This window comes from Nitrosomonas sp. Nm34, from assembly GCF_900113925.1.
GTDB lineage: Bacteria > Pseudomonadota > Gammaproteobacteria > Burkholderiales > Nitrosomonadaceae > Nitrosomonas.
This window is the reverse complement of sequence record NZ_FORD01000064.1, coordinates 1-12,659: the sequence shown is the minus strand read 5'-3', so window position 1 is coordinate 12,659 and position 12,659 is coordinate 1. Positions and strand designations below refer to the sequence as shown.

Annotated in this window: 15 protein-coding genes and 1 tRNA gene; 4 read left to right on the top strand and 12 right to left on the bottom strand. The window is 44.0% G+C overall.

The window, feature by feature from the left end; genetic code table 11:
- Positions 1 to 318 precede the first annotated feature (318 nt).
- Entirely contained in the window at positions 319 to 1,011 is a 693-nt protein-coding gene (locus BM283_RS15315; protein WP_090694640.1) for a DUF2064 domain-containing protein, read from the bottom strand.
- Between the two features lie 605 nt (positions 1,012 to 1,616).
- Positions 1,617 to 1,757 carry a hypothetical protein gene (locus BM283_RS18995; RefSeq protein ID WP_175492175.1) on the bottom strand — a complete coding sequence of 47 codons (141 nt, stop codon included), beginning with the start codon at positions 1,755 to 1,757 and terminating at the stop codon, positions 1,617 to 1,619.
- Between the two features lie 1,198 nt (positions 1,758 to 2,955).
- Between BM283_RS18995 and BM283_RS15305 the strand changes: the two genes are divergently transcribed.
- Positions 2,956 to 3,432 (top strand): hypothetical protein, encoded by a 477-nt coding sequence (locus BM283_RS15305; RefSeq protein ID WP_217646552.1) that lies wholly within the window; start codon positions 2,956 to 2,958, stop codon positions 3,430 to 3,432.
- Positions 3,433 to 3,791: 359 nt separating this feature from the next.
- Here the strand turns inward: BM283_RS15305 and BM283_RS15300 are convergent, their stop codons facing one another.
- Positions 3,792 to 4,160: an Arm DNA-binding domain-containing protein gene (locus BM283_RS15300; RefSeq protein ID WP_175492174.1), complete on the bottom strand. Its 369-nt coding sequence runs from the start codon at positions 4,158 to 4,160 to the stop codon at positions 3,792 to 3,794.
- Between the two features lie 159 nt (positions 4,161 to 4,319).
- Positions 4,320 to 4,425, bottom strand: a tRNA-Leu gene (locus BM283_RS18990).
- A gap of 471 nt (positions 4,426 to 4,896) precedes the next feature.
- Here BM283_RS18990 and BM283_RS15290 point away from each other — a divergent pair.
- The 3 genes from BM283_RS15290 (at position 4,897) to BM283_RS15280 (ending at position 6,349) form a co-directional block, all read left to right on the top strand.
- A complete protein-coding gene (locus BM283_RS15290) occupies positions 4,897 to 5,703 on the top strand; it encodes a Crp/Fnr family transcriptional regulator (protein WP_090694633.1) in 807 nt (268 codons plus the stop codon).
- Between the two features lie 31 nt (positions 5,704 to 5,734).
- The gene (locus BM283_RS15285; RefSeq protein WP_090694630.1) at positions 5,735 to 6,043 is read left to right on the top strand and encodes a hypothetical protein; all 309 of its coding nucleotides are present in this window, start codon (positions 5,735 to 5,737) and stop codon (positions 6,041 to 6,043) included.
- Positions 6,044 to 6,118: 75 nt separating this feature from the next.
- Positions 6,119 to 6,349, top strand: a complete 231-nt coding sequence (locus BM283_RS15280; RefSeq protein WP_090694629.1) for a helix-turn-helix domain-containing protein — start codon at positions 6,119 to 6,121, stop codon at positions 6,347 to 6,349.
- An 81-nt stretch (positions 6,350 to 6,430) separates the two neighbouring features.
- On the opposite strand, the gene BM283_RS15275 is transcribed toward BM283_RS15280, so the two are convergent.
- The 8 genes from BM283_RS15275 to BM283_RS18985 all read right to left on the bottom strand — a co-directional run.
- Positions 6,431 to 6,835, bottom strand: coding sequence for a 3TM-type holin (locus tag BM283_RS15275; RefSeq protein ID WP_090694626.1), 405 nt, complete (start codon positions 6,833 to 6,835; stop codon positions 6,431 to 6,433).
- 1 nt (position 6,836) lies between these two features.
- Positions 6,837 to 7,268, bottom strand: coding sequence for a cell wall hydrolase (locus BM283_RS15270; protein WP_090694625.1), 432 nt, complete (start codon positions 7,266 to 7,268; stop codon positions 6,837 to 6,839).
- A gap of 10 nt (positions 7,269 to 7,278) precedes the next feature.
- Complete coding sequence (locus tag BM283_RS15265) at positions 7,279 to 7,560, bottom strand: hypothetical protein (protein WP_090694622.1); 282 nt, start codon at positions 7,558 to 7,560, stop codon at positions 7,279 to 7,281.
- The gene (locus tag BM283_RS15260) at positions 7,557 to 7,886 is read right to left on the bottom strand and encodes a phage holin family protein (protein ID WP_090694620.1); all 330 of its coding nucleotides are present in this window, start codon (positions 7,884 to 7,886) and stop codon (positions 7,557 to 7,559) included. Before BM283_RS15260 ends, BM283_RS15265 begins: the two co-directional genes overlap by 4 nt.
- Before the next feature lie 10 nt (positions 7,887 to 7,896).
- A complete protein-coding gene (locus BM283_RS15255) occupies positions 7,897 to 8,088 on the bottom strand; it encodes a hypothetical protein (RefSeq protein WP_090694617.1) in 192 nt (63 codons plus the stop codon).
- A 19-nt stretch (positions 8,089 to 8,107) separates the two neighbouring features.
- Positions 8,108 to 9,022, bottom strand: coding sequence for a hypothetical protein (locus tag BM283_RS15250; protein ID WP_090694616.1), 915 nt, complete (start codon positions 9,020 to 9,022; stop codon positions 8,108 to 8,110).
- Complete coding sequence (locus BM283_RS15245; protein ID WP_090694613.1) at positions 9,022 to 9,939, bottom strand: hypothetical protein; 918 nt, start codon at positions 9,937 to 9,939, stop codon at positions 9,022 to 9,024. The genes BM283_RS15250 and BM283_RS15245 overlap by 1 nt, the downstream gene beginning before the upstream one ends.
- The coding region (locus BM283_RS18985; RefSeq protein WP_090694612.1) for a hypothetical protein at positions 9,936 to 12,659 on the bottom strand (2,724 nt) is incomplete at its 5' end. The genes BM283_RS15245 and BM283_RS18985, both read right to left, overlap by 4 nt.

Below are 12,659 nucleotides of genomic sequence, written 5' to 3'. Positions count from 1 at the left end.
GAAGTCGTGCAAACCAATCGCGTAAGTGGCGATCCGCATACTCATAAATACCTTTGATCTCTCTATGCTTGTCCATTACACCGAACAGGAAGAGGATAATGACTTCTTCGTCGCTAAAACTTAAATCTGAGTAATGGCTCATTCTTTGGCTATGAACCCAAAGATTTTGCTGATAATGCTTGCAAACATAGAGATAAATCATTATTAATCGATTTTGCCAGCTCATGGGTTACTGTGATTGATTGAGGTTGGGTGATATCTTCCTCAATAGTTTAACGTTATTAATGGACTGGCTTCTATTTCAGCTCTTAATTCGCATTAGAACCGAGCATGACGAATTTTTAAAGTATAAGCAATGGCACACACAAGTGCGCGAAGCTGGCGCCGCGCTGATCGCACGTCATGTTGTAATTGTGTAATTAACTTCAAGCAATCTTCTAGCTTATCTATATCAGAACGTTGCTCCATTATCGCAATAGACTGCCCTGCCCTTCGGCAACAATCTATTAGTGCCTTACTTAATTTATCAGTGCTCCACGGGAGATCAGTCAGTACTGGCCAAGGGGTACAATTAGCCATCAATGCAATACCCCCATTTGTTGCTGGTACCAGCACCGCATCATGATGCTGCAAGGCAGTACGGCAATCTGTATAATCATTTTTTGTCAGTAATGGCGCATCGCTACCAATATAAACTAACTGCTTCAATCCCTTATTACGTAATTTGCAATCGAGCTCACTGAGGCGCTGGCCAAGGTTACCAATTGCTTGGGGTTGTATCCATACTGTCATGGATGATGGCAACAAGGTTGTTGCCCAATCGTGATCCTCCTCCGATGCGGGCGCAATCACTACCAGATTATTCCAATTCTTCGCATCTTCCAGTGCACAAGCCAGAAGTGCTTGTCCGATCTGATGTGCTCTTTCTATGCCTATGCTCGCTGCCAGACGCTGCTTGCCAAACCCTAATGCAGGTCGCTTACATAACAAAACCAGCGCTATTTCATCCATAATAATTACTGATGATGAATCGATGAATCATTGCTTGCTGAACCAGTTATCATAATACCAGGCTGTTGTTTTACTACAGTATTATCCGTATCAGTCATAATGCTACAGCATCGACCTGAAGGGTTTCACCAAATAATAATCGATAATCAACGCGCACATCGCAGCACTCGCTAATCCATTGATCGGCTTTCTTGAAACCTCATTCTACTGCCATGATGTGTGCATTATTCGTGAAAGCGTTAAGCCAGCTACTCCCAATCGTCTGCCTATTCGATCACACAGAGTTGATAGCGCGAGCATCTCAGAATGTTAAACATCCTGGAAAATACAGTACCGTTTTGATTAAGTGGCAGAATGTCATGAAGGAAGATCGCCGGACATGATACTGGCTGCTGGACGTAACTAATATTATCAGTTATTGATGTATAATTGGCAACAAGCTTTGCTATTGATATACAGTTGGCAACAAGCTTCACTTCTTGGTCTGATGTAAACTAGGCTTTATGAAAGCTTATCACTTTTGTGCCGGCTGTCGCTCCATGGTTTCATATGCCAGCCATGCTCATGAAGCAGGTTTGAATCTATACTGTGGAAACCGTGCCCGGCTATTTATCCCAATTACTTGACGTGTGATAAGGAATAATGTGCTGTTCTTTCATCTTCATTTTATAGCCGGGTATGCGCCATTCTTCCTTATCAAAACCGGTTTCTGTCAATTCTGCTTGACGTAGTTCACCTGTCCGCACGAAAACCAAGCAGATAAGCCGTGTTGCTTAGCTTTCTTATTTGATAACTTTGACTGGCGCTGGGTCAACGTCCCTAACCAGCACATCCCATGCTTTATCTCTTTTTTGCATGCAGTGGGGAGAGTAACGGCTGGCCAAACACCGATAGTTAGAGCATTTAGCGCTTGCTTGCATATCGATCGCTCATATGTCAAAACTTTTCGGTGGGAAAGGTGACCGCAAAGCATCACTATATTATTAGTACATAATGATTTTTATTTTTCAATTTCGAAAAAAAATACCATCAAATTTTTTACTGGGTATTAAAAAATATTTGTTAATGATTATTGATGGAGAATGCAAAATGAAAACCATCACAGCAATACCCGCCAGCAGCATCAAAAAAGCCAATCATTCACGCCACATGAAAAAACTTGATTTTGGTGTATCCAATTTATACATAAACAGATAAATAACGCGTGCCACCTATTTTATATTTGCACCATGATTTATTTTTCAATACACAGAAAGTCGCTTTATGGCTTGCCGCTGTAAATTGTCGGTTTGTCCAAGGGAGCGCATAACAAAACCCCACCGAACCACAGCTAATAGATCCGATGGGGGGAGGCATACAATAATATGAACTTCATGACGAGCACTACATCATGAAATATTTTTAACGGCTCTTATTTCTGAAACTTTAGAATAAAAAAGGGCGAGATTCATTAAAATCCATTCCCACCAAGTAATAAGCGTTCTAACGAAATCCTAGCGTTTTTTAACCAATATATACTCTGCTTTAGGGTTATTTCTTATCAATACCGATAAATTACTTTCTTTAGAAACATTTAGTGTAGAAAGAGTAAGCCGCGGCTCATACATTTAAAATCTGTAGAGATTGAAATAGCCTTACCCTACCATTTACAAAACCGTTTTTATAACTCGCACGTGCAAAAATTTGGACTGATTACGGCGTTGAAAATAAAAGCTGTACAGATTGACGTTGCCCCACTCATCAAAAAGAGGCAACAAAGGAGAAGAAAGAGGAGTAAATTATCCGATCCCTTGATGAAATAAAGGACTTAATAAAATTATATGTATTGAAGGCATTGTCTGATTTGATGTGAGAAGACGCAATATTATATCGCATTTGGGCAGAAATATAGTTCTCGATAACCTATCTGGTACGGGTTTTTATTAGCTTTTGGAAGGGGAACCAATGAAAAAAGCTATATCGTTGTTAGCCACAATTACATTGTTATCAGGCTGTGCTTCCATATTCCATGGCATATCGCAGCAAGTAGCAATACGAAGCAATCAGCCAGACGTTGATCTCTATGTGAATGAAGCCTTTATTGGACGCGGTAATGGCATCACAACCTTTAAGAAAAAAAAAGAATACGTGATTACTGCACGCAAGGAAGGCTGTATGCCTGCTTCTATTCCAGCCTCAAAATCATTCGACGCCACCACCTTGCTTGGTATGTTTATTGACTTTGGCATCATCTCAATACTTGTGGTTGATGGCGCTGGTACTGGTGCATGGCGTAAATTTGACCAAACCAGCTTTGTTATTGATCCGCAGTGCGATAAAACACTAGTAGCACCAAAACCAGTGCAACAACTGTTAAGAAATAAGAAGCTAAAAAATAAGATTAAAAAGAAAATATATAAATATACAGATGATGCCCGTTAGTGCGGGCTATCTCTGTCGAATACCAATGGGGCAAGCTGTAACGCGCATTTAGTGATGCATGAACCAACCAACCCATTGATTAAGCGTAGCAATTCACCAATAACTTTAGGGGCAGTAATGCAGGCATGATGCTTTGCTTTAACTGGCGTTAATGCTCCCTCAAATCGTTACCAGGATCACGTTCAGCACGCCCGGTTTGTTTAAATACTCGGCCGACATATTCTCCCTTGCTCATTGCATTTTCTCGTGTGCTCCACGGTTTTTTATCTTGCGTAACACAGCAAGAGCAATTCAGGTGTGTTAGATACCCTTGGTTGGGCTGTTATCTAGCCAGGGAAATATATATCTTCTTCTAGACATCACTTTATATTCTCTAAGGTTGATTCTGCCCAATTAGTTAATTGCTTAATATGCCATTCAAGTGCTATAACCTGGAATGTGTTTTCGTGAGCATGATTCTTGGCTTGCTTGTTTACGGCTTGCACCATCACCGGGTCAATATCTTTAATAAGCAAATTTCGCGCTTCGTCTCTTTTCTTACGCGCAGCAGATAGGGTAATAGCTGGATAAGCACCAATAGCTAAAGTTTTTTGCTTACCTGCATATCGGGAGTTCATGCGCCAATACTTCCCGACGGAGTTCACCAGCAAATATAAACCGCCGCTATCAGTTAGTTTATATGGCTTATCTCTTGCTTGAGCATTACGTATCGCGATATCTGTAAACATTGATGGCATCTCTCTACTGATATCAAAAAGTAACATCAAATTGTATGTACAGATATATATCTTGTGATGCTATATGAAAATATCGATCTTGCTGAAAGCTAGTAAATTAGAGGGATGAGAGAGATTTGATGCTATAAGATACTATTTGAAATGCTTATGTGGTGCGGGAGGGGGAATCGAACCCCCATGATGTTACCATCGCGGGATTTTGAGTCCAGCTCATTATCATTATTTATCAAATACTTAACAGTATTTTTTGTTCCGCGAAGATAGCAAAGAGACGTCTTTGAGAGCCTTTATTCATGCGGGTCTATTTTATTTTGCGGAACGGATTTAGCCACATTTTTTGCATAGCTTGGTTAGCATTTTGGTCAGCTTCAAATAGCAAAAAATCACCGATACTTTTAGTAGCAGCTCTAAGATTTTTTGTGGAAATGATTTTAGGTAAAAAAATCTTGTTTGTGGATCAACAAAAGTTAAATATACGTGCAAGCACGTATATTTTTATTCAACAGTTTTCTATATTCTATCAATACAACAAAATTTATTGATTCTGTCTAAATCTAATCTCTTATTAAGTTACTGCCCAGTATAGCTGCACTCACTCGATAAGTTTATAGTTTTAAATATAATCTGGTATTTAAAACCTCACCTAGCTCAGCCGGCTCAATAATCATCTTTTTATATGCATTCAAATTAAGCTTAAACTCAGTTTTAGCTTAAAAGGAGACTCCCTATGTCTACTGCTTATTCACCGATTTTCCATAGTCTACACCAGAACTATCTCCTCGCTGCCTTGCCTATAGATGAATTGGAACAACTACATCCTCATCTAGAATTGGTCCCGATGCAGATGGGTGAGATGTTGTGGGGGCCAGACCTTGAACTGAATTATGTATACTTCCCTACTACCTCGGTCGTGTCTCTACTCAATTACACGAAAGATGGGAAATCAACAAAAATCGCTATAATCGGCAATGAGGGAGTAATCGGTCTGTCCCACTTTATGGGAAGAAATACCATGTCAAATGTTGCCGTGGTGCAGGGCACTGGTTATGCCTACCGATTAAAGGAAAATCTGCTGAAACAGGAATTCAATCATGTTATGCCTATGCAGCATCATATGCTGCGTTATTCTCAGGCACTGCTCACGCAGATCGCACAGACGGCAGTGTGCAATCAACATCATTCGGTGGAACAGCAACTCTGCCGTCTGTTGCTATTATACCTTGACCGCGTGCCATCAAATGAGTTGACAATGACGCAAGAAATGATTGCCAATATGCTTGGTGTCCGCCGCGAAGGCATTACTGAGGCGGCCGGTAAATTGCAACGCAAGAACATCATCCATTACTCGCGAGGTCACATCAAAGTGCTGGATAGACCGCGCCTGGAGACCGAGGTTTGTGAGTGCTATAAAACTCTCAAGAATGAATATGATCAGCTACTTTCCGACTTGATAACAATGCGATCGACATTGTTTAGAAGAAAATCAAGCTCTGGCTTCTCTACATATTGTGAAAATAGAAGGAAGGCGAGTTGACAAAAATTGCCGCGATTTAATGGAGTAAATCATGAAGATTCTTAATCTAATTGCGTCAATGGTAGTTCTTACATTTTCAACTTCTGCTTTGGCAATGGACGAGGATGCTACGCACCCTCATAAAGATGATATAGGGGTTGTTCCTACTCCAGATCCGGATCCGGATAATTCAACCCCCTACAGCCATGTTCATGATAGCAGTGATGGTAGTAATGGATTCCCACTGGATGCTCCGCTCAGTGAGCCTCAATATGAGAATAAATCATTTCCAAAAAATCCCCGTCTAGAAGAGCCAAAACCATATATGCCGTCGAAACCAAGGCTAGAAGGTGGCTCTTAACGTTGTGGTTTTGAGTTTGATGGTAATACTGAATAATTGAACTAGTACAAAATTTTTATAGGTATGGGAAGCTAAATGGTTGACTCCAACCCCGATAAAAACAGAACCTCTGCCAGCAATCCAACTCCTGAGCAAATAAAACATGCCAGGATTGCAGCGGGTCTAACTCAGGCCGATGCAGGGGAATTAATATACTGCTCTATGAGATCGTGGCAGCAGTGGGAATCAGGGGAAAGTATAATGCATCCTGCAATGTATGAATTATTTATGATTAAAGCTGGGCTGATCGACAGTATTGAGAAATAAAACAAAAGCCAGCGGGATGTAATACGCTGGCTTTGTCTGAAACAATGTGAGCCCTGCCGGGTTCGAGTGAGTATTATCACGCTACTTAGCAACACCCTTGATCTTCTCGACCATCCTAACCCCGCTCAACCCTAGCATAGCCAATACCAATTCTAGTAGGTAGTCAGTATGAATATCCGGCAGAGTCTTAAACGGTAATTCAAATGCCTGCACAATCCAAAGCATGAAGGGCTGACCAATGAAAGCCCAAAAGCATCCTAATACGCAGCACCAGCCCAAAGCGGGTCGCCAGCCAGCAACAAAGACTGAGGAACTAGCCGCCTCAATTTTATTAATCTCACGCTGATCGGCAGCTGCTTGGTTGATAGCTTTCTTTAGATCGCCTTCTAGTTGCTCTCTTGCCCTGGCTCGCTCATTCTCATTCGGTATCAGATCAAGGATTTTATTAATGATTGGTGTTATTGCCGGAAATAATAACTGCCACATTTTATCGCTCCACGTCTTTGTCAAGATTGTAAAAATTCAGCCTTCCTATTTTCCCGACGAGCCGGTCAGGATTTTCTTTGGCCCACTTTGGAATGGCATTACCTTTAAGAGAGTCGTCATAGTATGAATCGATACCCCTGAGTGGTGATTTGTGCGATCCATCGACTACCGATCTGGCTATTTCGAGGCACTCGGAAAATACTGGATCACCGGTTTTAGGCCAATTGGTAAGTTGCCTATCATTGGGATCAGTCATGCTCGAATACTGCCATTTTTTGGTGAGCACGCTAATGATGTCAGTGCCCCACCAGCCCGGGTTGTTCACCCGGTTAACGATGGTATGAGCGACAGCAATTTTTGCATCACGCGACTCCCCCCTCGCCTCACGCCAAATGGTTAGCGCGAGCATTACAATTTCGTAATAACTCCACATATGCCCTGCCTCACACCGTAATGATCACGTAGATGATGAGTACCAAAATCGCAACCATAGCGGGCGCCACAAACTCAGCCTTTGACTGATCTCCCCATCTCAGAAAATTAAACCAGTAGAGAACGCCGCGACTTTCCGGATCCTTGGTAATACGTTGCGCAAGCTCCCACCCATACCAGAAAGCAACCACAGTCAGAGTAATGCCGATCTGATGCGGCAATGCCAGCAATACAGCCATCATTAACAGCGATGCGCCCATGTGAACAAAAACATCCTTGAAATTTATATTCATCTTTTACTACCTCCATTTATGTAATTAAACCTATCCTCAATCATCTGCTTAACCATGCCTAATAATTTAGGGGCCATGTTGCCGGATATGCCTGCAGCTGCCGCACATATTCCCCATGGGTAGCCAAAGGAATCCAGGATCATGAATGACATGAGCCCAACAAATGCGCTCGTTACACTCTCTCCTAGAAATTCAACAAAGTTAAATACCATCGGATGTCCTGCCTTGATACGCGAATACCAGCTAACCAGTCCGCCCAATAATGACATTCCTATGGCAAGTGCCCACGTAGCCGCACCCCAGTTCGTTGGATCGTTCTCTTGCATTGCTCCTCCCTTAGAAGAGTTTGCATGCTGCGAAACCGATCACGCCACCAATAACAAATATTACCCAGCCACCAAGCCACAGCACCCACGGATTAACTTTCGATATCTCGTCAATTTCCTCGTTGTAAGGCACTTTTTCTTCATCCGTAATAGCTTCCTTGCCTTTGTTTAGATTTTTCTTGATCAACTCTTTTATGCTCATAATTGCCCCCGTAGTGTTGTTATTGTTTCCTAATACCGTAAAGTCGGAATGTACCGCTGGCTATATTGCCGCTACTCATCATGAACCGGATGCCGGTCAATGCCCCTGTGTTGTCGTTTGTTCCTGCTCCAGATATCAACGATAAAGACGGGCCAGAGTTCAGCATATACGCGCCATGAAAGTGCAGTAATTTCCTGATTATTGCATTGGTCACATTTCTGACATGCATCGTGAAATCAAGGTTCGCGCCCACGCCTTCACCTATAGATATTATTGCCGCTGAGGCACTGGCGCTGGCGCCATATAAATTGGAGCCATCGCTTGGCATTGTGTTGTGGTATCGGTAACCGGTCGTCTGATAAGACCCGCCAAGCTTCATGCGACAATTGAGATTCTGCCCGGGAGATGCCGGCACGATGGCTGTGCCAAGTATCATGTACTCATCGTAGGTGCTGTTAAAAGTGGTTTCCAGGTCAACTGTGGCGGATGCTGATGCAGTTACCGATGAGAGCAATACCATGCTGCCGGAAATGTTTGTCGGACTGGATTGGCTAATCGTCCAGGAAGCCTTGGTACCACTGCCTACCGTGTAGGTGACATTGACTACCAGAGCGCCTGTAGATGAGTTGTAACTGGTGACGATGCCATACATCACATTAGTAGAAGGTGCAGCCGTGTCTGCAATAGCTATGAACATGCCACCAACCCAGCTTTTACCTGTGCTGGCAGTCAATGATTTGCTGCCAGTACCAATAGCTATGCTGGATGCGCTGGTACCGGTGACCGCATTCAGGTTCATCGCTTCGATAGCTTCATTAATCTGTGCGCCAAAGGTTGCCAGCTCTGAGAAAAACGTATTCATGGCCGCATTAAACTGAGCTTCAGTCATATTGGATGTGTTCGGCAGTGGCGTGCTTAGTGGAGTGATAGCCATCAAATACCCTTCAATGTTAGGTTGATTTTCGCTTGCTTGATATTGCTCAGGTCGATTGGGAATCGCTGGTAAACGCCGATCAGGACGAGTGGCTCAGCGTAGACATGGTCCAGGTTATCCAGTCCGGACCAGACCACGGCTTTGGCATTCGCCTGTTCACGGAATTGCCTCACTGTGTTTACCCGGTTAGCTTCTGTTGCCAGTTCAAGTTCTATGAGTGGCTGGCTTGGCACTGGTGTGAGCGTTGCTTTACCGAAACTGTCCCAGGTAATTTCACTGTAGTTTTCAGCATCCGACACTGGATTCCATTCAATCTCGCCCAGATAGATTGCCTGGCCTACTGCGAATCGTGATAGCTCGCACGTGCCGGATGGATCGGTTAACGTAACCGTAATGACTGGATCACCTACTGGAGGCACATCGAAAGTGGCTGTTACCTTGTCGTAGATGAAAGGTGAGAAGCACCATTCGTATGGCGTGGTAGCGTGGCGGTTCAGCAGGTCTTTATTAATCGTTAGCACTGTCGGCCCGCCAACACCATTTTTCACAGTAATCGCTGCAGTTGCTGCTTTAATCCCCTCCAGCATTACAGCATTAATGCGTTGACCAGGTTTAATGGTAACTGTAAGTGGGGACGCTCCTTTGCTCGGGCTGCCTTGATTCCAATCGAACATCCTGAACCGGTTCGTGTAGCCCTTGAGAAACCATTTATCTGTTGAGGTCGCTGGTGGGTTATTGAGATTGCTGGATACAAGCGATTTGTATACAAGATGACTATCCGTGGTGACGACGCTGACCTCAGCATCTTGCGCGTAGGTAGCACCGGAATTCCAGGTTGGTTCCCCAGCATACGGTTCAGCAATAGTACTGCTGACAAAGCGCGCATCGGTGATGTCAATCGGGAGAAATGCTTTCATGCTGTTTTCGTCCTGAGTGCCGTGCCGCCCTGTGTAACAGCATCTAGCTTGTTAGACGTGCGCCTGGTGTATTCACGCACCTGCTTTATCTCTTCGTGCAGCACTTCACGCAATAAGCGCAATTCCGCGACCACATCTTCCTGACTCTGCGTTCCAGATTGATTATTATTGGTTTTTATAAGAATGCTGGTTTCAGCAATCGGAGCTGGACCAATATCCTCACCGATAAAGCCACCCTCAGCAAAGCCAGATGGCTTACCATCTTTGCCTGCCTTATGCAGCTTCTCCAGCGTATCAAGACCGATGTTGTCTACCGCTGGGGCAGAAAACACATATTCTCGACCATGCACAATACCGACCGGCTTATCTGTGCCAGCATTGCCGGTATAGCCTCCACTTGCAAAGCCGCGAAACTGATCAAAAGATCGCGCTGAAGTTAGAGTGTTTTTATCAATAATCGATGTAATATTGGCTTGATTGAGAAGATCGCGTCTAACTTCGCTTGATACCGCTCTGTTCTCAAAAATGCGCTTAGCATTAATAACATTATCGATATTGCTTATGCTATTCGTATCATTTAACGAATTCAGTGCATTGGCTGTTTCCTCAATTTTTGAGATTGATTTTTGCTCTTTCTCAAATTCCTTGGTGAATTCCTGCTTGTTTCTCAAATCACCATGATCATGGATGATTGATGCATCACTTAACGCATGGCGTTCAGTTGATAAGTCAGCAAATCGATTCATCGCATTAATCACATTGCTACCCATGATCTGCTTGCCGGACCCGACTAAACCGCCGGCCGTATAACCTTCCGGCTCGCCTCGTTTAGCGGATTCGTGCAATTGCTCAAGCGTGTGCAGACCAAGATTGTTTACAGCTTCCTGGCTAAATACATATTCACCGGCATGAACAATACCAGTTGGCTGGAACTTACCGCCCTGCCCAGTATAACCACCATCTGAATATTTACTAAGTTTACCGAGACCTAATGATTGAGTGTACGCATCAATCTCCGCGATACTTTTGCCTGTGGCTTTAGAAATTTCAGTCGAAGTTGCACCGAATTGAAAAGCATCTTTGGCCACCTGAGTAAAATCAGTTGATTTGTAGTTCTTGAAATAATCATTAACATCTTTTTGATCAAATCCACGTGCCAGAGGAGCTAGACCATTACTGGCTGTAAATTTATTTATTTCAGATACGGGAGTGCCAGTAGCTTTAGAATACTCCAAAGCACTTACATCATTGGCTATTGCCGCACGGTATTGAACCATTGGATCAGGATTCGCTGCGACAAAAGCCCGGATATCAGCATTGCTCACACCAGAGAAGCCGCCGATGCTACCACCTGCCCCAGCATTTGAAATCGCCACACGGAGACTAGCAAGCGCGTCAGCAATAGTTTTGGTATTTGTTTCGATTCCGGTCAGCAAGCCAATCTGCGTCTGGGCATCTTCCAGAATCTTGTCCAGCCGTCCCATCTCTGCCGCAAAACCATCCTCAAGTGACTTTTTGGATTCTTTCAGCGCATTGAGCGATCGTTCTTCTGTGCTCAATTGATCGTCACTCAGCACGCCCAGCTCACCCAGCATGCTGGCCGTCTTAGCCTGCTCGAACGCAAAATCAAAACTGCTGGTAAAGCCGGAGGTAGATTGCTGTTTCAGTACACCCAGAGCTTGGCTGATATCTTCAATATTTGGCAGCCCTCCGCCAGAACGAGCAGTATTAAGCGCTGCTTCAATTTGCGCCTTGGCCTCACTCCGCTCCATCGGGCGGATAGCATTGACTGTGCTTTTGAGTGCATCCGATAATGATTTCAGTTTGCTGATCGAATCAGTGACATTCTCAATCTGAGTATTGATTCCATCTAGGGCGGTATTGTATTCATTGGTCAGCCGGGTGCGCTCACTATCGACCGAGTGTTGCAGCGCCGCATAAGCGTCATTGACGCGCTTCATATTGATCTGATCAAGCGTATTATTTGCATCAGCAAGCAAGCCAGCAGCTCGCATTACCTTTTCAGCAAGTGGGCCGTACAGTCCGCCAGATGCCACAAATTCTTTTAATAACTTGATTAGCTCTTCTTTGCTGGTGTCGGCGGCTATCCCAAGCTCACTCAACACACCGCTCAGCATGCCGAATTTGATATTCACCACTTCCTCTGGCACAAAGGTTTCGGCAAGAGAGAGTGTATTCTGAGTGACGTTCGCTTTCTGCTGATCAACTGTATTGAGATAATCGAGCGTAATGCCAACCGTGTTCATCACACTTTCAGCAGCGACAGTCAGCAATCCGCCTGAGTTAACAAACTCTCTAACGTATTCTATTAGCTGCTCTCTGCTGATATCTGCCGATATTCCAAACTGGCTGAGCGCATCGCTCATCATAGAGTATTTAATGCCTAGCACTTCATCGGGTGCAAGGTTGCCAGCGAAGGATAGTAAGTTCTGATTGACGCTTGCTTTTAACTGATCTGCAGCGTTTTTGACATTCAAGAATGCTGGCGCAAGTTCCAGCAATTTACTGGCTGTTTCAACCGAGACGCCGCCCACTTCTGTTACCGATCGGATCAGTTCAGCGTATTGATCTTTGGTCATATCAGCCGACAGACCAAGCTTACCAAGCTCATCATTCAGGAAATCGAAGCTGACTTTATATTGCTCATCAGGAGCCAGGAAATTAGATGCAAAGAAACCAATCTGACCGTTCAATACATC